The sequence below is a fragment of the Pusillimonas sp. T2 genome (assembly GCF_002236805.1).
Lineage (GTDB): Bacteria > Pseudomonadota > Gammaproteobacteria > Burkholderiales > Burkholderiaceae_B > Neopusillimonas.
On record NZ_NIQA01000005.1, the window covers coordinates 48,051 to 70,010 of the forward strand.

23 protein-coding genes are annotated in these 21,960 nt (G+C 58.0%); 12 read left to right on the plus strand and 11 right to left on the minus strand.

Going from position 1 to position 21,960, the window contains the following annotated elements:
- The first annotated feature begins 15 nt into the window (after positions 1 to 15).
- Genes PuT2_RS09900 through PuT2_RS09935 form a run of 8 tightly spaced genes read left to right on the plus strand, consistent with a single transcriptional unit; the run spans position 16 to position 6,793 of the window.
- Positions 16 to 876, plus strand: a complete 861-nt coding sequence (locus PuT2_RS09900; protein ID WP_093970892.1) for a branched-chain amino acid ABC transporter permease — start codon at positions 16 to 18, stop codon at positions 874 to 876.
- On the plus strand, positions 876 to 1,874 hold the full coding sequence (locus tag PuT2_RS09905) for a branched-chain amino acid ABC transporter permease (protein ID WP_093970893.1): 999 nt from the start codon (positions 876 to 878) through the stop codon (positions 1,872 to 1,874). Before PuT2_RS09900 ends, PuT2_RS09905 begins: the two co-directional genes overlap by 1 nt.
- Positions 1,871 to 2,620, plus strand: coding sequence for an ABC transporter ATP-binding protein (locus tag PuT2_RS09910; protein WP_093970894.1), 750 nt, complete (start codon positions 1,871 to 1,873; stop codon positions 2,618 to 2,620). The genes PuT2_RS09905 and PuT2_RS09910 overlap by 4 nt, the downstream gene beginning before the upstream one ends.
- A complete protein-coding gene (locus PuT2_RS09915) occupies positions 2,617 to 3,342 on the plus strand; it encodes an ABC transporter ATP-binding protein (protein WP_093970895.1) in 726 nt (241 codons plus the stop codon). The genes PuT2_RS09910 and PuT2_RS09915 overlap by 4 nt, the downstream gene beginning before the upstream one ends.
- A 25-nt stretch (positions 3,343 to 3,367) precedes the next feature.
- Positions 3,368 to 4,588, plus strand: a complete 1,221-nt coding sequence (locus PuT2_RS09920; RefSeq protein ID WP_093970896.1) for a cytochrome P450 — start codon at positions 3,368 to 3,370, stop codon at positions 4,586 to 4,588.
- A gap of 21 nt (positions 4,589 to 4,609) precedes the next feature.
- Positions 4,610 to 4,933, plus strand: a complete 324-nt coding sequence (locus tag PuT2_RS09925; protein ID WP_093971012.1) for a 2Fe-2S iron-sulfur cluster-binding protein — start codon at positions 4,610 to 4,612, stop codon at positions 4,931 to 4,933.
- A 16-nt stretch (positions 4,934 to 4,949) separates the two neighbouring features.
- Entirely contained in the window at positions 4,950 to 5,564 is a 615-nt protein-coding gene (locus PuT2_RS09930; protein WP_093970897.1) for a MarR family winged helix-turn-helix transcriptional regulator, read from the plus strand.
- Between the two features lie 14 nt (positions 5,565 to 5,578).
- Positions 5,579 to 6,793, plus strand: a complete 1,215-nt coding sequence (locus PuT2_RS09935) for an NAD(P)/FAD-dependent oxidoreductase (RefSeq protein WP_093970898.1) — start codon at positions 5,579 to 5,581, stop codon at positions 6,791 to 6,793.
- On the opposite strand, the gene PuT2_RS09940 is transcribed toward PuT2_RS09935, so the two are convergent.
- On the minus strand, positions 6,771 to 8,000 hold the full coding sequence (locus PuT2_RS09940; RefSeq protein ID WP_093971013.1) for an MFS transporter: 1,230 nt from the start codon (positions 7,998 to 8,000) through the stop codon (positions 6,771 to 6,773). The genes PuT2_RS09935 and PuT2_RS09940 overlap by 23 nt on opposite strands.
- Before the next feature lie 171 nt (positions 8,001 to 8,171).
- On the opposite strand from PuT2_RS09940, the gene PuT2_RS09945 reads away from it, so the two are divergent.
- Positions 8,172 to 9,407, plus strand: a complete 1,236-nt coding sequence (locus tag PuT2_RS09945; RefSeq protein WP_093971014.1) for a CynX/NimT family MFS transporter — start codon at positions 8,172 to 8,174, stop codon at positions 9,405 to 9,407.
- On the opposite strand, the gene PuT2_RS09950 is transcribed toward PuT2_RS09945, so the two are convergent.
- On the minus strand, positions 9,404 to 10,288 hold the full coding sequence (locus PuT2_RS09950) for a DMT family transporter (protein WP_093971015.1): 885 nt from the start codon (positions 10,286 to 10,288) through the stop codon (positions 9,404 to 9,406). The genes PuT2_RS09945 and PuT2_RS09950 overlap by 4 nt on opposite strands.
- Before the next feature lie 72 nt (positions 10,289 to 10,360).
- Between PuT2_RS09950 and rfbC the strand changes: the two genes are divergently transcribed.
- Both rfbC and rfbD read left to right on the plus strand, forming a co-directional pair.
- Positions 10,361 to 10,912: a dTDP-4-dehydrorhamnose 3,5-epimerase gene (gene rfbC / locus PuT2_RS09955; protein ID WP_093970899.1), complete on the plus strand. Its 552-nt coding sequence runs from the start codon at positions 10,361 to 10,363 to the stop codon at positions 10,910 to 10,912.
- 2 nt (positions 10,913 to 10,914) lie between these two features.
- Positions 10,915 to 11,802, plus strand: a complete 888-nt coding sequence (gene rfbD / locus PuT2_RS09960) for a dTDP-4-dehydrorhamnose reductase (RefSeq protein ID WP_233574893.1) — start codon at positions 10,915 to 10,917, stop codon at positions 11,800 to 11,802.
- Here the strand turns inward: rfbD and PuT2_RS09965 are convergent.
- From PuT2_RS09965 to PuT2_RS10005, 9 genes are all read right to left on the minus strand, one after another.
- Positions 11,743 to 12,345 carry a TetR/AcrR family transcriptional regulator gene (locus PuT2_RS09965; RefSeq protein ID WP_093970901.1) on the minus strand — a complete coding sequence of 201 codons (603 nt, stop codon included), beginning with the start codon at positions 12,343 to 12,345 and terminating at the stop codon, positions 11,743 to 11,745. The genes rfbD and PuT2_RS09965 overlap by 60 nt on opposite strands.
- Before the next feature lie 12 nt (positions 12,346 to 12,357).
- Positions 12,358 to 13,026: a glutathione S-transferase family protein gene (locus tag PuT2_RS09970; RefSeq protein WP_093970902.1), complete on the minus strand. Its 669-nt coding sequence runs from the start codon at positions 13,024 to 13,026 to the stop codon at positions 12,358 to 12,360.
- Positions 13,027 to 13,045: 19 nt separating this feature from the next.
- Positions 13,046 to 14,944 (minus strand): AMP-binding protein, encoded by a 1,899-nt coding sequence (locus PuT2_RS09975; protein ID WP_093970903.1) that lies wholly within the window; start codon positions 14,942 to 14,944, stop codon positions 13,046 to 13,048.
- Between the two features lie 16 nt (positions 14,945 to 14,960).
- Positions 14,961 to 15,959 carry an NADPH:quinone oxidoreductase family protein gene (locus PuT2_RS09980; protein ID WP_158214032.1) on the minus strand — a complete coding sequence of 333 codons (999 nt, stop codon included), beginning with the start codon at positions 15,957 to 15,959 and terminating at the stop codon, positions 14,961 to 14,963.
- Between the two features lie 106 nt (positions 15,960 to 16,065).
- Complete coding sequence (locus PuT2_RS09985) at positions 16,066 to 17,211, minus strand: ABC transporter substrate-binding protein (protein ID WP_093970905.1); 1,146 nt, start codon at positions 17,209 to 17,211, stop codon at positions 16,066 to 16,068.
- 93 nt (positions 17,212 to 17,304) lie between these two features.
- Complete coding sequence (locus PuT2_RS09990) at positions 17,305 to 17,790, minus strand: flavin reductase family protein (protein ID WP_093970906.1); 486 nt, start codon at positions 17,788 to 17,790, stop codon at positions 17,305 to 17,307.
- Positions 17,780 to 19,042: an acyl-CoA dehydrogenase family protein gene (locus PuT2_RS09995; protein ID WP_093970907.1), complete on the minus strand. Its 1,263-nt coding sequence runs from the start codon at positions 19,040 to 19,042 to the stop codon at positions 17,780 to 17,782. The genes PuT2_RS09990 and PuT2_RS09995 overlap by 11 nt, the downstream gene beginning before the upstream one ends.
- Before the next feature lie 45 nt (positions 19,043 to 19,087).
- Positions 19,088 to 19,864 (minus strand): alpha/beta fold hydrolase, encoded by a 777-nt coding sequence (locus tag PuT2_RS10000; RefSeq protein WP_093970908.1) that lies wholly within the window; start codon positions 19,862 to 19,864, stop codon positions 19,088 to 19,090.
- Positions 19,861 to 20,901 (minus strand): peptidase M29, encoded by a 1,041-nt coding sequence (locus tag PuT2_RS10005; RefSeq protein ID WP_093970909.1) that lies wholly within the window; start codon positions 20,899 to 20,901, stop codon positions 19,861 to 19,863. The genes PuT2_RS10000 and PuT2_RS10005 overlap by 4 nt, the downstream gene beginning before the upstream one ends.
- Before the next feature lie 312 nt (positions 20,902 to 21,213).
- Between PuT2_RS10005 and PuT2_RS10010 the strand changes: the two genes are divergently transcribed.
- Entirely contained in the window at positions 21,214 to 21,960 is a 747-nt protein-coding gene (locus PuT2_RS10010) for a thioesterase II family protein (RefSeq protein ID WP_093970910.1), read from the plus strand.

Genomic DNA, 21,960 nt, shown 5'->3' on the forward strand with positions numbered 1-21,960 from the left:
TCGAAGGGGGCATGCGTGCTGCTACTCAGTAATATTCTGATCGACGGAATCGTCTACGGGATGGTGTTGTTTGTCATCTCTGTGGGCCTTTCCGTCACCATGGGGTTGATGCGGTTCATCAACCTGGCCCATGGCGCATTTGCCATGCTGGGAGGGTATGTCACGGCCATTCTGGTGCGTGAGCAAGGCTACCCCTTTCTTACGGGCTTATTGATTGCCATTGTGGCCACCATGGTCGTGGCGGCACTGCTCGAAACCTTTGTGTTCCGTTTTTTGTACAAAAAAACGGAGCTGCAACAGGTGTTGTTCACCATTGGTTTTACCTTCGCTTGTATTGCAACGGCCAACTTCTTTGCGGGTGCATATATCCAGCAAATTCCGTTGCCCGAATTGCTGCAGGGGTCGATCAGCCTGGGTGAACGCACCTTGCCCAAGCAGCGCGTGCTGGTCGTGGTGGCCGGCTTCATTGTGGTGTTGCTCATCTGGTTACTCATTTCCAAAACCCGTTTTGGCATCTGGTTACGTGCGTCGGTCGACAACGCCGCCATGTCCTCGTCGCTGGGGATCAATATCCGGGTGGTGCAGTGCGCCACGTTTGCAGCCGGGGCGGGTCTGGCTGCTTTGGGTGGTGTGCTTGGCGCCGAACTCATGCCCCTCGAGCCTTATTACCCCCTGAAGTATCTGGTCTTGATGTTGGTTGTGGTTGCCGTGGGTGGCCTGGGCAGTATTTCCGGGACGTTGGCAGCAGCCTTGTTGCTGGGCGTAATCGACACCACCAGCAAGTACCTGGCATCCGACTTCGGCACATTCTTTTTCTACGCAGCCATGATTGTTTTGCTGGCGTTGCGACCTGAAGGCATTTTACGGAGACACTGATGACGTTATCCCCTGTTTCCGCGGGTATGGCCATGCGTCAATCCCCCTGGGGCTGGCTGGGCTATGTGGCTGCGCTGGCTGTGATTTTTCTGTTGTATTGGTATTTGCCCGGGCAATTGCTCATTCTTACCCGCATCGCCATGATTGCCATTTTGGTCATGTCGCTTGACCTGGTAACGGGTTATGGCGGGTTGCCCACACTGGGTCAGGCGGCCATGTTTGGCATGGGGGCGTATGCCGCCGGCTTGTTCGCAAAGTTTGTGATGCCCGACCCTTTGCTGGGGCTGTTGGTTGCAGCAGGCTCGGGTGCCTTGCTGGCCTTTATTGCCGGTTTGTTTTTGGTGCGCTATCAAGGGTTGGCGTTCTTGATGCTGACGATTGCTGTTGCGCTCATTATGCAAAACCTGGCCAGCAAGCTGCAGTTTATTACCGGGGGCGACGACGGCTTGTCGGGTTTCGAAGTGGCTCCCATTTTTGGCCAGTTTCAGTTCGATATTTTTGGGGTCACCGGCTACTGGTACGCCATGGTCGTGATGCTGTTGTCGTTTGCCGTACTGCGGCGCATTATGCGCTCGCCGTTTGGTTTGTGCTGTGTCGGTATTCGCGAAAACCGCGACCGTATGGCGGCCAATGGCACGCGTATTTACCCGCATTTGGTCAAGCTGTATACGTTGTCGGGCGTGTTTGCCGGCATCGCCGGGGGCTTGTTTGCCCAAGTCAACCAAGTCGTCGGCTTAGATAGCCTGGGTTTCGAGTTGTCGGCCGAGGCGCTGGTCATGCTGGTGCTGGGTGGGCTGGGCACATTAAGTGGGGCCATTATCGGCACCACCCTGTACACCATGATTCACCACTTTGCCGCGACCGCAAATCCGTTTCATTGGCTGTTTGTGATTGGTGGGTTGTTGATGCTCGTCGTGTTTTTGCCTAAAGGCTTTTTGCAGCAGATGATGCGCCGGTTAGGGCTGAATGTGTTGGCACTGTTCGGGAGGCGCGCATGACGCTGCTGAAGGTTGAGCATCTTAAAAAATCGTTTGGCGGCCTGAAGGTGACTGACGATGTGTCATTCAGCTTGTCGGCGGGCGAGCGCCTGGCGATCATTGGCCCTAATGGCGCCGGCAAAACCACATTGGTCAATCAGGTGGGCGGAGTGCTGCATGCTGACGAAGGGCGCGTGTTGCTGAACGATACCGACGTCACGTCTTGGCCCAGCTACAAGCGTGTGGCTCACGGCTTGGTGCGCACTTTCCAGATTTCGAAGCTGGCGCCCGACATGCCGGTGATTGATCAGGTTGCACTGGCTATCCATCAGCGAGATGGTTCTATCGGGCAGATGTGGCGAAGCAAAAATTCGTACACCCACATTATTGACGAGGCTGCAAACATTCTGGCCGAGTTGCAGTTGACGCGTGTCGCCCACAACACACCGTCTGAAATGGCTTATGGCGACCAGCGTTTGGTAGAAGTGGCGCTGGCACTGGCGCTACGGCCTAAAGTTTTGTTGCTCGACGAACCCATGGCTGGTGTGCCCAAGTCCGAGGCGCAACTGGTGCTCGACGCGCTTGAGCGCTTGCCGGCAGAACTGGGGGTGGTGATTATCGAACACGATATGGACCTGGTGTTCCGGTTTGCCAGCCGCATTTTGGTGCTGGCCAATGGTGCGGTACTGGCCGACGGTACACCCGATGATATTCGCCGCAATGATGTGGTCAGGGCGGTGTACCTGGGTAAAGAGGGGCAGATATGAGTCAGTTATTGGCTTTGGAGGGCCTGGAGGCCGGGTATGGCCCGCTTACCGTGCTGCATGGCGTGTCGTTTAGTGTGGCCGAAGGTGAACGGGTATGCCTGATCGGGCGCAATGGTGTGGGCAAGTCGACCACACTGAAAACCATTATGGGGCTGACCGATTACCGTCGTGGCAGCGTGGCCTGGAAGGGCGCCGACGTGGCGCGCCGCAGTACGGTCGACCGCGCCCGGATGGGCATCGGCTATGTGCCGCAAACACGCGATGTATTTCCGTCGCTGACCGTCGAAGAAAACTTGATCGCCGGGTTACGTAATCGGCCGGCATCTGACATTCAGCGGGCCTATCAACTGTTCCCGCGCTTGCAAGAGCGTCGCAATAATCCCGGTACGGCGCTTTCAGGTGGCGAGCAGCAAATGCTTTCAGTGGCCCGTACCTTGTTGGGTAATCCGCAGCTCCTGTTGCTCGACGAGCCGCTCGAGGGCCTTGCACCCATTATTTGCGAGGAACTGATGCACGCATTCGACCAGCTAAGTCAGCAGCAAGGCGTGGCTATTTTGCTGGTTGAGCAAAAAGTACAAGAAGCCCTGAAGTTTGCGCAGCGCGCACTCATTCTTGACCACGGCGCGGTTGTGCACGAAGGCCCCACCGCCGAACTGATTGAAGATCCTTCGGTACTTGACCGCCATATTTCGGTGGCTGCAGTGCCGGGGCAGGCCCATTAAGCAAAATACGAAGTAGGAGACAATCATGAAAATTCACGCCAGTAAAACCCAGACGCCGCCGGCGCACGTCACACGTCTCGATATCGATCCGTTTGGCGACGATTTTTTAACCATGCCTTATCCGCATCACGAAACCATGCGTGAAGCCGGTGAGGTGGTTTGGCTTGATGCTTACGGTTTGTGGGCGTTTACGCGTTATCAGCCGGTCAAGGCCGGGCTGAGCGATTGGCAGAACTTTATTTCGTCTGCCGGGGTGGGCTTGGCCAATTTCCGCACCGAGAAGCCTTTTCGTCCGCCCAGCCTCATCCTCGAAGCAGATCCACCTGATCACACCAAGGCTCGCGCGATTCTTGCGCGTATTTTGTCGCCGAAGGTCGTGCAGCAGGTGCGGGCCGAGTTCCAGGCCCAGGCCGAGGCGCTGATTGATCGTCTGGTCGAAAAGGGCGAGATCGACGCCATTAGTGATCTGGCCAAGGTTTACCCGCTGCGCGTGTTTCCCGACGCCGTTGGCTTGCCCGATGAGGAGCGTGACACGCTGCTGCTTTATGGCGATATGGTGTTCAATGCCTTCGGACCGCGCAACCATGTGTTTCAGAAAGCGGTCGAGCGCTACGAGCCGGTGCGTGAGTGGATTATGGATAAGTGTCGCCGCGAGGCGCTGCGCCCGGATGGCTTTGGCGACCAAATCTATCAGGCGGCAGATGCGGGCGAAATTACCCATGAAGAGGCCACGATGCTGGTGCGCTCCTTCTTGTCAGCCGGGGTCGACACAACGGTTAACGGGATCGGCAACGCGATCTATTGCTTCGGGCAGTTTCCCGACCAGTACGCCAAGCTTGCAGCAGACCCTGCGCTGGCGCGCATTGCCTTTGAAGAAACATTGCGTTTCGAGTCCTCGGTACAAACTTTCTTCCGTACGGTGAATCGCGATGTTGAGTTTGCCGGTGCCCAAATGCAAGAGAACGATAAAGTGCTCTTTTTCCTGGCGGCGGCCAATCGCGACCCACGTCAGTGGAAAGATCCTGAGGTATTCGATATTGAGCGCAAGCCGGTGGGTCACATGGCCTTTGGCACGGGCATTCACGGCTGCGTCGGTCAGGCCATCGCCCGGCTGGAGGGCGAGCTTATACTCACGGCCCTGGCCCGTAAGGTCAAGCGCATTGAAATCATCGGCGAGCCGGTACGCCGCTTGAACAATACGCTACGCGCGCTCGAGTCTTTGCCGGTGCGCCTGATTCCGCATTAACAAAAAAGAGGTTTGATTAAAGTGGCTGTTGTTAAATATATAAGCGCCGACGGCGCGGTAACCGAGATAGATGTTTCGCCGGGCGTCAACCTGATGCAGGCGGCTGTCAATGGTGGCGTGGTCGGTATTGTGGGTGAGTGCGGTGGGTCGGCCATGTGCGCGACCTGCCATGTGTATGTCGATGAAAATGACATGGGTAAGTTCGATGCGGCCAATGCACCCGAGCAGGAAATGCTCGAGTGCACGACCAGTCCGCTCAAGCCCACCAGCCGACTCAGTTGCCAACTGGTAATTAAAGACGACTGCGACACGATCACGGTACACTTGCCCGAAACACAGCAATAACGCGGGTTTACGGCATATGGCCAAGGCAAAAAGTTCGGTTTCGACGGCAACGCCAACGGGTGGGCGTGGTAAGCGCACACCCTTGACACGGGCGGTGGCGCGGCCAGTGCAGCCGCCGCTGGAGCCCGAGAACCCGACAGGCGGTATTGACCTTGAACAGTATGTGCCGGCCTACCTGACGTTTACCGCCACCAAGCTGGCCAGCGGCGCTGCCGCGGTTTATCGCAAGTACTACGGGGTCGGCATCGAGGTCTGGCGGGTGCTGGTCATGCTGGCGCTCGAAGAGAAAGTGTCGGTCAATATGGTGTGCAAGCTCATTGGTATGGACAAGGGCTCGGTCAGCCGCTGCTTCAAAACCATGTACGAAAAGGGCTTCATCACGTTTTCGGTCGACCCCGATGATGGCCGGGTGCGTTATGCTACTTTAACGCCGGCCGGCCGCGCCAAGCACGACGAAATCAAGGCTGTGGCGCTCGAGCGCCAGCGTGTGTTGCTGTCATGCTTGTCCGACGCCGAGGCCCAGACATTCATGGGCTTGCTGCTGCGCGTGCACGGCAATTTGCCCAATGTCGAAAAGGCAACCCAGGCCTACATCAAAGAAAAAGGCCCTAAAGCCATTACGTCAACCTGAAGGATGATCCCGTTTTGAAGAATATCGTTGTTGTTGGGGGCGGGCATGCCGCAGCCCAGTTTTGTGCATCCGTCCTTGAAGCCGACCCGTCGGTAAAGCTGACCCTGATCACTGAAGAAGGCTATTTGCCGTATCAGCGGCCGCCCCTGTCAAAAACCTTCATCAAAGACGAAAACCCACAACCGGCGTGGCTGCGGCCGGGCAGTTTTTATGCTGATAACGGCATTAATGTCCACGTTAATACGTGTGTCACTGCCATCGACCGCGAGGTGCAACAGGTCACGGTCAATTCGGGCGATACGTTCCCGTATGATGTTCTGGTGTTGGCCACGGGTACGCGTGCACGGATGCTGCCCCTGTTCGAGGGCGAGTTCAGTAATGTCTTCACCTTACGCACCATCGACGACGCACAGCGGCTGCGCGACCAGATTGGCACGGCCAGTAATGTCCTGGTGTTTGGCGGCGGCTTTATCGGGCTCGAGCTGGCCGCTACGGCGTCGGCGTTGGGCAAGCATGTAACGGTCCTCGAAGCTGCCGATCGCTTGCTTGGCCGTTCGGCCTCTCCCGAAATCTCCGATTATTTGCTGAGCACCCATCGTGCCAACGGCATAGCCATCGAGCTGGGTTGTCGTGCCGATCGCCTCGAAACGCTGGACGGCGTGGTCAAGGGCGCCTGGGTGGGCGACCGCTTCTTCGCTGCCGATGTCGTCGTGGTTGGTGTGGGCGCGGTACCTAATGTCGAACTCGCCCAAGCGGCCGGGTTGGATTGCGATAACGGCATTATGGTCAACGAATTTATGCAAACCAGTGACCCGGCCGTATATGCGATTGGCGACTGCACTGCGTTTCCGTCGGCCATGCTGGGGCGTCGGGTGCGTCTGGAGTCCGTTCAAAATGCCAATGATCAGGCCCGATGCGCTGCGCGCAGCATTTTGGGTGACCCGGCGCCGTACACGGCGATGCCGTGGTTCTGGTCAGATCAGGGGGCGACCCGTATTCAGATTGCAGGTCTGCCAGATGCCGCGAATGAACGTGCGGTCCGCGGTAACCCGGCCGACGGCAAGTTTTCGGTGCTGTATTTTGAAGGCGACCGCCTGACGTGTGCCGAGTCCATTAACTCGCCGGCCGATCACTTGGCCTCGCGTCGCCTGATTGCCGACAAGGTGTTGGTTGATCGGGCTCAGGCGTTGGACACCTCGGTAGCGCTTAAGACTTTGGGTCTGGCTTGATATAAAGATTGCGCCCGGCACCCATGCCAAATGTGAACGAACCGGTTGCCAGCACCAGATAAAACACGGCAACTGCGTGCCAGTTGCCGGTGAGTTCGTGCAGCACACCCACAATAATGGGGCCGGTTGCGGCGACGGTGTAGCCTACCCCTTGGGCCATACCCGATAGCGATGCAGCGACCTGGGGGTTGGGGGCGCGTAATACCAGCAAGGCCAGTGCCATGCTAAACACCCCGCCCAGCCCCAAGCCTAAAATAGTTGACCATAGCCACATGGTTTCCAGGGGCGCGTATATGGTGGTCATGAGGCCAACAACCGACAGCGCCAGCATAAGCGCGATGGTGCTGCGCTGATCTTTGCTTCGGGTGGCCAGCCAGGGCGCCGATAGCGAAGTGACGACCTGAACGCCCATGCAAATAGACAGCATGAAACCAGCGGCCAGGGGCGTAAGGCCGCGATCGACCAGAATGACGGGCAACCAGCCAAATACACAGTAGGCGATGGACGACTGTATGCCCATGAACAAAGATACCTGCCAGGCCAGCGCGTTGCTGCGTAGCTTGGGTAGTTTGACTGTGGCGGCGAGCGGGTTGGCCTTGCCCGCCTTTGAATAGGGTAGCCACAGCGCAATGGCGACAAACAAAGGCAAGTTCCAGAACGCCAGGGCCCAGCGCCAGTCGCTGCCGGGTATGGACTCGACGGGCACCGTGAACGCGGCGGCGACCGTAGCCCCCAAGCACAGGGCGGTTGAATAAAGCCCCATCATGGCACCTGCTTGTGTGGCAAAGTTCTTTTTGATTAAGCTGGGCAGCATGACCATGACTACGCTGATGGCCGCACCGGACACTAGTGTGCCCGCAAACAACCCGAATGTGCCGAACAGGCTTCGGAGTGCGACGCCCACGCACAATACGATCAGTGCGAGCGTGACCAGTTGTTCTGACGAGCGATAGCGCTGCAAACGAGGAACAAAGGGGGCGAAAGCGCCAAAGCAAAGCACCGGTAAGGTGAGGAGCAGGCCGACCATGGTGCCCGACAGCGACAGGCTATGGCGGATGGACTCGACTACCGGCCCGACACTGATGAGCGCCGAGCGCAGGTTGATGGAGATAAAACAGATCGCAAATACAAGCAGCAACTTTGAGCGGATGGTGCCTTCGGGCTGAGCGGTTGAAGGCGGTTGTGCAGCATCTGGGTGTGTCGACATGGCAACCTGAAATACAAGACGGGTGGTGCGGCTTAGGCGGTTAGCGGGCGCGTTGAAAAGCAGTGTGCCACAATATTTGTAGCGATGGCATACCATAGCACTGATGCGCTTACAGTGTGCTTTAATGCCGTCACTTAACGCTTGTCTTTTCAAATTCGCGGGTTGTTTTTCATGTCTTCAGTTGCTTCCCGGGGGCCGGTTACCTCTAATACGTTTGCCTACATTGTGTTTGTGGCCGGGGTGTGTGCGGCCTTGCACGTCTGGAAGCTGCCGCCGGCGCTGCCCGAGCTGCAACGTCAGCTGGGCATGACATTGGTCGAGTCGGGCTTTTTGCTGTCGCTGGTGCAAATGGGCGGCATGAGCCTGGGTTTGATGATCGGGCTGGTGGCCGAGAAAGTTGGCCTGCGCCGTTGCATTTTGCTGGGTCTGTCGTTGCTGACGGCCAGCTCTGCGTTGGGCCCGTTGTTCGACAGTAAAACGGCCCTGTTGTTGTTCCGGGCCCTCGAGGGACTCGGGTTCCTGATGGTGGTCATGCCCGCACCCGGGCTTATTCGGCGCTTGGTCGAACCGGCCTATTTAAGTCGCTTGCTTGGGCTTTGGGGGTGTTATGTGCCCTTTGCCACCATTATTGTCTTGATCTTCGGCTCGTGGTTGCTCAGTTTTTCGCACTGGCAGGTATTGTGGTGGCTACTGGCAGTGCTTACAGGCGCTATTTGGTGGCTGGTGTGGTCACGCGTGCCGTCCGATGCGGTGTATCGCAGCGCGGCGGCCACAGACGCGGCTGCCGCGCCTCCTCCGCGTGCCTGGAGTATCGTCTGCCAAACCTTGTCCTCCCGAAATGTCTGGCTGGTGGCGTTAAGCTTTTTGGCGTACTCGTCGCAATGGATGGCCGTGGTGGGCTTCTTGCCCTCTATCTACGTCGTCGAGGGCTTTTCCGGCACAACGGCCGGCTTCATGACCGCCATTGTGGGCGGCAGCAATGCGTTGGGTAACTTTTGGGGCGGCCGTTTGTTGCACAAAGGTCTGCAGCCGCAAACGCTCATTGCCACGGGCTTCATCACCATGGGGCTGTGTTCGTTTGTGGCATTTGCCTTAAATATTTCAACCCCGGTTCAGTTGGTCATGGTCTTTTTGTTCTCGGCCGTTGGTGGGCTGATTCCGGCGACGTTGTTTTACCTGGTGATTCAGCTGGCGCCTTCGCGCCAGACCACATCCACGTCAGTAGGCTGGATGCAGCAATGCACCGCGCTGGGCCAGTTTATTGGCCCGCCCATCGTGGCTTGGGTGGCTACGCTGGCCGGGGGCTGGCAAATGACATGGGTGGTGACGGGGCTGTTTTCGTTGGCTGGCATTGCCATGGCCTGGATGCTGGGTAAAGCGCTGCAGGCGCGCGGCACACCGATTTAGTTTTTTTGGGTGCTGCGCAACCGCACGCCGGTGGCCAAAAAGGTGCCGGCCAGTACCACGCAGGCGCCCACTACAATGGCGGGCGTTAGGGGTTCACCCAAAAATATCACGCCCCACATCACGCCCATGGGTGGCACCAAAAAGGTGACGGTAATGGTTTTGGTTGGGCCGACGCTGGCAAGTAGCCTGAACAGCAGTACGTAAGCCAATCCTGTACATAGCACACCCAGAGCGATGGCGGCCGACCAGGCGGTTACCGATACCTGGGCCGAATCAGGCCAGGTAAACAGGGCGAACGGCATGAAAATGAGGGCCGTGGTGCCAACGCTGCCTGCGGCACTGGCCATAGGGTCGACCGTTTTAAGGTACAGCCCCGAGTAACACGCGGCAATTGCGTAGCATAGCGGGGCGCCCAGCCCGGCGATAACCGGCAGCAAATGGGTGGCGCCCGAACTGGACTGCAGGTCGTCTGACACCAGAATAAGAATGCCGGTGAAGCCCAGAACAAGGCCACCGATGCGCGGTGCGGTCATGCGTTCTTTTAGCCATACGCGGGCGATCAGCCCACCAAACAAGGGTGTCATGGCATTAAGAATAGCCAATAGGCCCGAGGTGAGATGCTGTGCGGCGTAAGCCAGCATTAAAAACGGAAAGGCCGAGTTGAACAGGCCTGCCACACTGATAGTGCGCCAGTTTTGAATGAGACTGGGCATTTTGCCTAATGCAATGACCAGCATCATCAGGAACGCCCCGCCGGCAAAAGCGCGAATCTCGATGAGGGGCATAGGCCCGACTTCGTGAATGGACAGCAGCATGAACAGAAATGATCCGCTCCAGATGATGCTGAGAATGATGAGATTGCGCAGATCTTTTAAGGGCATATGCGTACGGGAGCGGCAAAATTTGATGTTAGATTGTAGGAGCAATTGCATAATGATGGGGGCCGCAGGCCAATGAAGATTTCCGACACCGCACTTCAAGACGTCAAGCTCATTACGCTGGACGTGCATCGCGATGCTCGGGGGTATTTTCTCGAGACATTCCAGGCGCGTCGGTATGAGGCCCAGTTGCCTGGGTATAGGCCGTTTGTGCAAGATAATTGCAGCTACTCTGCCAGGCATGTCGTGCGTGGCTTGCACTATCAGCTTAAGCACCCTCAGGGTAAGCTGGTGCGTGTGGTGCAGGGCGAAATCGTCGATGTCACTGTCGACGTCCGGCGCAGTTCGCCGCAATTTGGTCAGGTGCAAATGGTGGCGATGTCGGCGCGCGGCTTTACTCAGCTATGGGTGCCGCCAGGCTATGCTCACGGTTTTGTCGTGGTGTCTGAAGACGCCTTGGTCGAATATAAATGTACTGATTTTTATCAGCCTGGCGACGAAGTCTGCCTGCGTTGGGATGATCCGGCACTGGGTATTGACTGGCCGGTATCCGACCCGGTGGTTTCCGACAAAGACAGACAAGGTTTGGTGTTGTCGGCGTTGTGTGAACTAGGGAGTGTTTTTTGAGAGTGTTGATATTCGGCGGCGCCGGGCAGTTGGGGCGTTGTTTGCAAGACCGTGCGCCAGCGCATTGGCATATTCATGCGCCCACGTCGGCCCAGGTCGATATTACTCAGGTGGCCCAGGTTGCCGACGTCGTGGCCTCGTTTACGCCAGATGTGCTTATCAATGCTTCGTCTTATAACGCAGTAGACGCCGCAGAATCGGACACGGATCGTGCTTATGCCGTCAATGCCCAGGGCCCCGAGCATATGGCTCGAGCGGCACGCGGTTGCGGCGCTCGCTTTTTCCATGTGTCGACAGATTATGTGTTTGATGGCACGCATCAAGCGCCCTATACAGAAGACGATACGCCGGCGCCCCTGGGCGTGTATGGGCAGTCGAAGAGGGCGGGTGAACTGGCGGTGCTTGCCGCCAACCCCGACGCGATCGTGGTGCGAACCGCCTGGCTATTCAGCGAGTATGGCAAGAATTTCGTCAAGACTATCTTGGCACTGGCAGCACAAGACAAACTGCTGACGGTGGTTAACGACCAGGTGGGGTCACCTACCTACGCGGGTGATCTGGCCGATGTCCTTATTGGGCTCGCCGGTCGCGATGCGATACCCGGCGGTATTTACCACTTTGCCGGCCGCGAGGTGGTGTCATGGTTTGAATTTGCCGGCGCTATTTTGGCAGGTGTGCCGCACCGGCTGCAACCGATTACGACCGATGACTATCCCGTTCGGGCGCGGCGTCCGCAATACTCGGCGCTGGCTTGCCGGAAGTTGCAGGCGCTAGGCTTTAAGCCGCATGCTTTGTCCGATAACCTGGCCTATGTCCACCGCAGGCTGGCTTTACTCGATGGCAAGCTGGCGCACGCCGTTCAGGAAGGTATCGGCAATCATCGCGGATAAATCGGCGGGCTTGATCGAGCCCGACGGCTTGTACCAGACGGGGATCCAGTTGGTCATGCCGAAATACAGCATGGCCATGGCGGTGATTTTTTTGCGGGTGATTTCAACGTCGGGCCGTAGCGACTGTATCAGCAGCACTGCCCGGTTGATGATGCGTTCTTGAATAACAATGACCGAGCGCATCGCGGTTTTGTTTAAGTAACGCATCTGGGTAATCAGCACCGTCATTTCTTCGGGGACACGAATATATTCATTGACCAGCGTTGTGGTCAGGGCCCTAAACTTTGCCTCGGGGGTGTGCTCGGCCTCAATGGCCGCATCGACTTTCCAGGCCAGGTCTTCGATTTTCCAGGTGATCAGGCCATGCAGAATGGCGTGCTTTGAGCGATGGTAATGGTAAAGCGAAGATTTTTTTACACCGCATTGGGTGGCGATATCTTCGAGCAGCGTTTCGCTGTAGCCTTGGCGTGCGAACAGAATTGCTGCTGCCTTAAGGATATCTTTTTTTCGGTCTTCGTAATCCAGTGCGCGTGTGCGTGCCATGTGCGTGTCCGTTCAAGCAGGAGATGCTTTGCCAAATCGTTGGCGAAATTCTACCCGCAGGTCGGCTTGTGTGCGTTGGATGCTGGCTCGATTGAGCAATTTTTCGAGGTAGTCGGCCAGGGGCGGCAGCACGTCTTGCAAGAGGCTGGCGGCGCCAACGAACTGTAGGGCACGTTGCATGGTGGCAAAGTGCGCCCAGGCGGCGGCGTCAGCATGGGTAAAGTCATGGCCGCATAGCCACGGTAAAAAATCGGCGCGGCGTGCCAGATAGACAAGCCCGCGTGCGACATCTGCAGTGACTTCTTGGGCCAGGCCTGGGGCCAGCGTGCCGCCCCAGAAGGCGGCGCCATAAAGTCTTCTGGCGGGTAGTTCAAGGTAAAGCTCCAGGTAGCTGATCAGTTCGCGACAGCGCGCCCGCTCGATTGCGTCGACGGGGTAAAGGCTGGGCGCTTGTCCACGCGTTTCTTCCAAGTGCTCGATGATGGCTTGTGACTCGAAGACGAGGCACCCGTCTGGTGTTTCCAGGTAGGGGACTTTTCCGGTCGGACTACCCTCGGGCCAGCGATCGGTAGGCCGTACAAGTATCTCTTCAAACGGCCGGTTTTGCTCCAGCAGGGCTATTTTTACCTTGTTGTAGTAGTTGCTTAGCGGTGTGCCGTACAGGCGAATGGCTTGGGTCATAAGGTCTTCCGATGGGCGATCAGGTGTTGATGATCAGGCAGTCTTCACACGACGTCTGGACGTTGTACAGGCGTTTAACCGCATCGGCCCGTTTCTTGAGGACGCCTGACTGGTTGATATAGCCTTTGTCGGTGATTTCGTTGTCGTCGATGCTGGGCGGGCTGTCGAGCAGCAGGGCGCGCATAATCCGGGTACTGCTGCCAGGGAAGTTGCGGTTGTGGCGTTCGATGCCCTCATGAATGATATTTTGCAACGGCTGAAACTGCGTCAGCGCTGCATCGTCAAGGTCTGTTGCCCCGGCCAGACGCTTGCGGATTTGCGAAGTATTTAAAAAGAGCAGGGCGCCCAGTTCGTCGCGATCGTGACCGGTCAGGACGGCGTCGGTGACATAAGGGTGCAATTGGGGCAGCAGGTTGCCGCGTACAGTGGCGACAGAGACCCAGGTGCCGGTAGCCAGCTTGAAGTTTTCAGATAAGCGTCCGGCATAGAAAAGCCCTTCTTCCGGGTGGTCATCATCCGCAAAGACGACGGCATCTCCGGTCAGCATAAAGCCCTCGTCGTCGTAGCTTTTCTGGTTGGCGTTGTCGTCGTTGTAGTAGCCGCGTGTAATGCTGGGGCCGCGAAACCTGATTTCGTACCGATCACCCAAGGGAACAAGCTTTGCCTCGACGCCAGGCGCAGGCAAACCCAGGGTGCCGAGTACTTTGGGTGGCCACCAGATCAGGGTGGCGGGCATGGTAGTTTCGGTTGAGCCTAGCGATGACGAGACCGTAATACGCTGCCCGGTAGCCTGGGCGCTCAGCTGCTCGAGCTTGAGCAACGTATTCGGCGCCAGCGATGCGCCACCGTAAACTATGGCGTTCAGGCGAGCGAAGATATCTTTGGCAATGGCTGGGTCGTCTTCCATAGCGGCGACCAGCATATCCAGACCGCGGGGCACATTGGTCATGACATTGGGTTTGATGTCGCGCAGGTGTTGTACTGTGCGGCCAATCAAGTGCGGCACGGGCTTGCCATCGTCAAGGTAAAGCGTGCCGCCATGGCGCAGCACCATGGCCAGCGCACCATGGGCGCCGGCAGTGTGGTTCCAGGGTAACCAGTCGACCATCACCAGCGGCTCTTTGGCCAGGAAAGGCCAGACTTGATCCCACAGCACGCCCGAGGCAATGATGTTGCGCTGGGTCATGATGACTGCTTTGGGGCTGCCGGTAGAGCCGGACGTCAAGAGCAGGCGAGCGATGGTGTCGTGCCCCACCCGCCCGAAGGCCTCTTCAACAGCGTGGGTTGGGGTGGTTGCAACGGCCTGGTCAAAGGGTACAGCGTCAGCATTGACAGTGTCGTCGCAAAGCCAGCGTGCGTTGGGGCTGTGGGCTCGTGCCACGGCCAGGGCTTTGGCAAACCGCTGACTATCGCTGGCATAGATCAGCGATGGCAAAAATCGTTGTGACAGATCGGCAATTTTCCCGCAGGCCTCGGACATCAGGCTGTAGGCCGGTGAAACCGGCATGACCGGCACGCCGATTTGCATGGCGGCAAATTGCAGTATGGCCTGGTTAATACTGTTCTCACTCAGAATCAGAATAGGTCGCTCAGCGGGCAATTGCTGGTCTAGCAGCCATTGCGAAACGGCGTTGGCTTTTGCCAAGGCTTGGGCGTAGGTCAAGTGTTGCCATTGGCCGTCTGGGCCGGGTTCGGCCAAAAAAGTTTGATTGGGGCGTTCTGCGGCATAACGATGCAGATACTCGCCAATTTGTTGTACGGGCAGCGCGGCCAGGGCTAGCCGGTTAGACAGAATTAGCGATCCGTCAGGCCGCGTTGTCAGTTGAATGTCGATGGGAGCAAAGTCCACGTCGCGAAAGGGGGCGTCGGGGCGCAGAGGTTCGATGGCTTGAATGGTTTCTGGAATATGACGACTCATGCTGCAGTATCCGTAATCAGGGGGTGCTGAACCCCAGTAGAACTTTGGTGCCGCGCGGTGCGGAAGAGAAACGTTCCCAGATGTCCGTAAACGATTGGGCCGGCCAGGTTTCGTGCGGTGACGGCGTGAGCGTGCCCTGCGCCATGAGGCCGAACATTTGCGCCATTTGCTGCGTGAATGCCGATGTTTCTTGAACAAGCAGCCCGCCACAGTAAACGCCGACGACTGAGGCGCCCTTGAGCAGCAGCAAATTGGTGGGTACTTTTGGGATATCGCCGGCGGCAAAGCCGATGACCAGCAAACGCCCACGCCAAGCCAGGTTACGCACACCGGCCTCGGTGTAAAAGTCGCCAACTGGGTCAACGACGATGTCTGCGCCCGCCTTGCCCAGCAGTTCGCGCAGCCCTTCTTTTAGCGTGTCAGGCGTGACGGTGATATGTTTCTGGCGGGCGGTGTCTTCTAGCAGCAGGCCGTTTGGGGTGCGCGTAACGGTATACACCTGGGCGCCGGCATGACAGGCAATTTGCACACACGCTTTGCCTACCGCCCCATTGGCGCCGAACACGACCACGCGGTCACCGGCGGTCAGGCCCGCGCGGTCTATCAGGCCATGATAGGCCGTAAGGTGCGAGTTGATGGAGGCCACCGCGTCGGCGGGCGCCAGGCCGGCAGGGATATGAACCAGGCGGTGGGCGGGGGCGATCAGGCGCGCGGCCCATGCCCCTACAACTCCGCTGGAGACCACCGCGTCGCCGGGCTTGAAACCGCGCACCTCGCTACCAACTTCGATGATTTTTCCGGCGGCATCCAGGCCGGGGGTAAAGGGCAGGTTGGGCTTGTCTTGATAACGCCCCTGCACCAGCAAATGATCGGTAAAGTTGAACGCGGCACATTCAACGGCAATGCGTACGTCAGATGGGCCTAGGGCGGGGGTCTCGGCGGTAACAATGTCGATGGCCGGCGGGTTGCCATAGGCGGTGCATCGCAAGGCAAACTCTGGGGTGTTTTGGGTCATTCGGAAACCTGCAAGATACGACCAGCTCCGGCCGGCCATGGGTTGGCCGACCGGTGAGCTGAAAGCTAATGAAATGGCGGGCGACCGGATAGCCGCCCGCAAGGCCTTATTTGGCCAGTGCCCAGGTGCCGTCTTTAACCGTCACCAGTTCGACGCCGCGATGGTCAAAACCGCTATGGTCCTGGGGCGTCATGTTGTAAATGCCCTGGGTGCCGGGGACTTCTTTGATGTTTTCAAGCGCGTCGCGCAGAGCGACCCGGAAGGCTTCGGTGCCGGGTTTTGCGACTTTGAGTGCCTCGGGCACAGCCTTTTCCAGCAAAATGCCTGCATCCATCATGTTGCCGCCAAATGTGGCGGGTTCGGTGCCGTGCATGGCTTTATAGGCATTGATGTAGTCAAGTGCCACTTTCTTGGCGGGGTTGCTGTCGGGCACGTCGTTGGGTACAAGCATGACGCTGCCACCCAGAATGGTGCCTTCGATTTTTTTACCGCCCAGTTTGATGAACTCGTTTAGTGCCGCACCGTGGGTCTGGTAGAAGGGACCTTTGTAGTTCATGTCGGTGAGCGTGACTTGCGGCAATACTGCTGGCCCGCCCGGGGCCGCGACCAGCACGGCGTCGGGTTTGGCCGACAAAATACGCAATGCTTGGCCCGTGACCGATGTATCGGGCCGCTTGAAACGTTCGTTGGCAATGATTTCGATGCCGCGCGCTTTGGCCGCATCGGAGGCCACCTTGAACCAGGTCTCGCCGAACGTATCGCCGGTGCCAATAAAGCCGATGGTTTTGACCCCATTGGCTTTCATGTGGTCGAACAGTTTGTCGGCAACCAGGCCGTCGTTTTGCGTGGTTTTAAATACCCAGCGACGTTTTTCGTCCATGGGCAGGACGATGGCGATGGTACCGACGGGGGCCAATGTGGGCAGCTTGGCTTCGGCGACGAAGTCAAGAATGGCCATGGCATTGGGTGAGCTTGACGGCCCGACCAGCACATCGATTTTCTCTTCCGAGATTAGCTTTTTGACAACGGTGACGGTGTTGGATGGATCGCTGCCGTCGTCGAATGTGATGTATTCGACTTTCTGGCCGCCGATCTCTTTGGGCATGAGGGGCACGGTGTTCTTCTGCGGAATGCCGATGAGCGATACCGGGCCGGTGGCCGACGAAACGACGCCGACTTTAAGCTGGGCGTGTGCCGATGCGGCAAAAGCCAGACCGGCAATCAGGGCAAACAATGTTTTTTTAAGTTGCATGAGGTGTCTCCGGGTTGTTGTACTACGTTGATCGGGTTGAATCAGCGCCAGACGACTGCGGTCTGTCAGGTTGGGGTGGGTGAGCCTGCTGTCTTATTGTTCGTGGGTGGCGGTAGCGTATCGACCTTGCCAGTACACCAATGGCGGGCCGTCGCGGTGGCTGAAATGCTCGACAAGACCCAAAATAATGTCGTGATCGCCGGCCTGGACCAACGTGTGGGTGTCGCACTCGAAAGTCGCCAGTGCGCCGTCAATGACAGGGAGGCCATATGCCGACGGTGTGAACGCAATGCCCTGGAAGCGCCCTTCGATGGGGCCCGTCATTTGCTGGGCCACATGACGCTGGTCGCGCGCCAGAATGTTCACGACGAAGCGGCCCTGGCGGCTGATGACCTGGTGTGCCGTTGTGCCGCGTACAACGTTCCAGCTGATCATCGGCGGCGACATCGACACACTCGAGAATGAATTGATTGTCAGGCCATAGGGCTGGCCGTCTTCAGCCAGCATCGTAATGACGGCGATGCCGGTGGCAAACCGGCCAAATGCCTGACGCAGTTCCGGTTTCTGATTAGTCGTCATCACGTTCGCCTTCCTTGTATAAAAGTCCGTAGCCCAGGCGGTCTATACAGATTTCGGCTGTCCAGGGCAGCATCAGCGCGCCACACCGGCTATCGCGGTACAGGCGCTCGAGGGGGAATGTCTTCAGCATGGCCTGGCCACCGCAAACGCGGACCGCCATGGCGCATATCTCGGCACAGTATTCCATAACTGTGTACTGGCAGGCATAGGCGCGTGAGCGTTCTTCGCGGCTGGGTCGGCGCTTGAACTCGGATGTGACACGATGGAACAAGGCCCAGGCCTGTTGCAGCTTGATATACATCTCGGCGATGGCGTGTTGTTTGGTGGGATACATGCGGCGTTTGACGTTGACGCCGGCGACATCGCCCCGCAGATAGGCTACAGAAAAGTCGAAAGCGGCCTGAGCAACACCCATATAAGTGGGGGTGAGCGTCATGAACATGTGCGGATACTGCGATGCCGCTTTGATGTAGATGCCTCGGGGCATCAGTTGGGCGGTGTCGGGTACATGCACATCTTTGAAAATAAGCGTGCGCGAGACAGTGCCTCGCATGCCCAGAGGATCCCAGTCGCCGACCACCGAAACACCAGGTGCATCGGCCGGGATGGCGATGAACAGCGTGTCGGCCAAGGTGGCATTGGGCACGTCTTCGGTACACAAGACGCCGTAGTAATTGGCATGGCCTGACAATGACGCGAAAATTTTCTTGCCATTGAGCACCCAGCCGCTGTCGCTGCGGGTGGCCGTGGTGCCAAAGGGGTGCTTGCCGGCGGCGGCGCCACTGCCTTCTGAAAATGGTTGCGAATAGATGCTGCCATTGATCATGTTGCCGTAATGAATCGCCCGGTTGTGTTCGTGCGATTCGCGCTCGGCATCGGTCAGGTCCATGGCGTCGATCATGTCGGCCGTCCAGAGGGCGTTGGCATTATGCATATTGAAGGTGTTGGCTGTATTGCCGCAGTAATAGGCAATACGGCTGGCCACCAGCGTGTAGGTGCGATAGTCGGCGCCCAGGCCGCCCAGGCGTTTGGGTACGCACAACCCCAAAAAGCCCATGGCTTTCAGGTCTTCGTAGTTTTCTGTGGGGAAACTGGCTTCACGGTCGTGTTTAAAAGCACGTTCGGCCCATTTGACGCCGTATTCGTCGACTTTAGCGATAAGGTGTTTTTGCTCGTCAGTCAGGGGCAGGCCATGAAAGTGGGCATTGCTGTCGGCAGAGTGAGCGTATTCGGCGAGGTAGCTGCTATCCATGTTGGTATCCAGTAATTGCGGTAGGTATGTGTGTTTTGGGCGTGCTTACGCGAACCGTGTCAGAAAGGTGTCGACGACCTGATTGAACTGTGCCGGGTTCTCGAGGTTGGCCATGTGTTTGGTGCCGGGCAGTGTTTCAAGGCGGGCACCCGGAATGGCGTCGGCCATGCGTTGCATGCCTTTGGGCGGCGCCTGGGTGTCGAGTTCACCCGCCAACAAGAGTGTGGGCACAGCAATGTCGGGCAGGCGGTCTTTGTAGTCGAATGTGACCAGCAGGCGCATGTAGTCGATATAACGGCTTTTTTCGATGTTGGCGGCGCTGATTTCGGCCAACTGCCGCATGTGAGTGGAGATGTCTGGCCCCATGAAGCTGGCCAGCATGTCGGGGGCGGCCTGGGCAAAGCTGTGGTAGCGAGTCATGGGTTCGGTGCGCTGTCGCAGGAAGTCTTCTTTCCATTGCGGATCGGTGCTGCCAAACCCTGCGCTGGTCGCCGACAGAATGAGTCCGGCAACCCGATGGGGGTATTGGTGGTAGAAAGCCTGTGCAACCATGCCGCCAATCGAATGACCGAGCACGATCGCCTTTGAAATGCCTGACGCATCCAGCATGTCGGCCAGTGCGTCGGCCAGCTCGGGCCAGCCGAGCATGGGCAAGGCGGGTGAGGGCCCGTAGCCGGGGGCCGTCCACGCGATGGTGTGTCGATGGCGACCAAAGTGATTGAGTTGGGGCAGCCAGACTTCGGCCGTCGAGCCCATGCCGTGCAAAAGTACCAATGGCGTGTTGCCATGGCCTGCGGCCAGCCAGGTAGGCGTCATGTTCATTGGAAAACGTCGTTGCAAAGTTGGCCTTGGTCGACCACGGTGATGCCGTCCAGGGCCACTGTGCAGTGGCGCATGGGCAGATCGAAGTGGCCCAGGGTGTGGCGTCCGGCGACATCGTTCGCGCCGGTCGAATACAGGAAGTTGCCTGCAAATGCCCGAAGTTCTGTGCCGTTGGTGTCGGCTTTGTCGAACATTTGCAGGGCGTCCCAGCGGGCTTGCGGGTTCATGCCCCACCCGACATGACTGACGGCATACGCGTCGCGATCTTGCCAGGCCGCCATGTAGCTGCGCATCAGTTCGGCGTCGAGGTTTTTGCCCTCGATGCGCGCGACATAGTCATTTTCAATGTGCAGCGTCACGGGTTGTTCGAGGTAACGCTTGAAGGTCAGGTTGACGTCGCCGATGTCCATGACCAGCGTGCCGTTGACGGTGTTGGCTGCTGGGAAAGCCAGGCAGATGCCGCCAGGCCAGTGCTGTACCAGACCGGGTCGGTCGGCGCCCCCCCAGACGCCCCCCACTTTGGCGTGATTCAGGTCGATGGTCAGGTGGGTGCCCGCAGCTGATGTGACCGTCATGACTTTGGCATTGGCCAGCATCTTGACGCCTTTTTTTACGGCGGCAGTCAGGTCCTGGTCGGTGGTCAGGCGTTCGAGTGTTTCGGGGTGCTCGTTGCTGACCATGAGTACGCGTGCACCTGAACCCAGAATGCCGGGCAGCTCGGGCGAGTGCAGCAGGCCCTCGACCGTGAGGTCGACGACGAGGCCTGGTCCCGACAAGGCCTGGATGACGGGCGCCATGTTTTGAATGACATGTGACGCACCCGTGGATCGCACGGGGACAGGCGTGTTGATGGCCAGCGACGGAACGGTGATTTGTACTGGGATGGCGCCCATGCGCGCCAGGGCCAGTTCGGCCAGTTGAACATTGATACTGCGGCTTTCGGTTTCGGTCAGCAAGCGGACAATTTCGCCGGTTTCGACCTTGCATTTGCGAAACATGATTTCGAATGCGCGAATCCATTTTTCCTGAATTTTCATCTTGGCGTGCTCCGGCTTTTTTCTATTAATAGTCTAGTTGGTCGAATAATAGCTATAGTCAGTTTTTCAGGTCAATAGTTTTATATAGAATAAGTGATTGGGGTTTTTCCTAATAAAACGACTGGTTGGACTATTATTGAGAGTGGTAGAAGCGTGGGTAAGAAGCTTTTGATGCGCGCCTTGGGGCGTGGCGTTACCGGATTCAGGCGGCTGGCGCCAATGACAGTGCGGCGGCGATAAAACGGCGTTCTTACGCGGCAAGAAGGGCGCTTCATAGTATGCTCAGAGGCTTTCAAGGATGCGTGAGCCCTTATGTCTGAAGACTTGTGTCGTCGCGATTTGCCGTTGCTGATTGTGTTGCCGCATGCGGGTGCTGCGGCTTATCAGTACGCGCCGCTTGCCGCAACACTTAATGCAGATTTCGCGGTACGTTGCCTCGAATTACCTGGCCGGGGCAAGCGCGCGCGCGAACCCTTTGTCACGGATATCGCGGCGGCCTTGGCCGACATCAACCGGCAACTTGGGGAGCTGGACGGGCAGCCCTGGGTCTTGTTCGGGCATAGCCTGGGCGCCCATCTGGGTATGGCTTTGTTGCGCGACCGCCGACGCAGTGGTTTGTCGTTGCCGTCGTTGTTTTTTGCCTCGGGTGCCGTGGCGCCGTCAGCCTACCGGGTCAGGAACGTGGCCGCACTCTCCAGCGATGCGTTCTGGGATGAGGTGCGTGCTTACGGCGGCGTGCCCGAAGTGCTGCTTCAGGATGCCGAGTATCGGTCCTACTTCGAGACGATATTGCGCCACGACATGCGCTTACTGGAGCATGCCCCGCAGTACGCGCTTACGCCCGACCGGCGCGAGCGCGCGGTCCCGGTACCCGTGCCGGTTGTTGCGCTGCGGGGTGGGGATGACCCGGCGTGTCATGCCATGGCTACTTGGCAAGACGAAACCATCTTTCCGTTGCAGCAACAGACGTTTCCCGGCGGACATTTTTATTTGTTCGATGCGTTACCGGCTGTGGCTGCTGTGGTGCGCGAGGCGTGCACCGCGCGCATGCCCGATTGA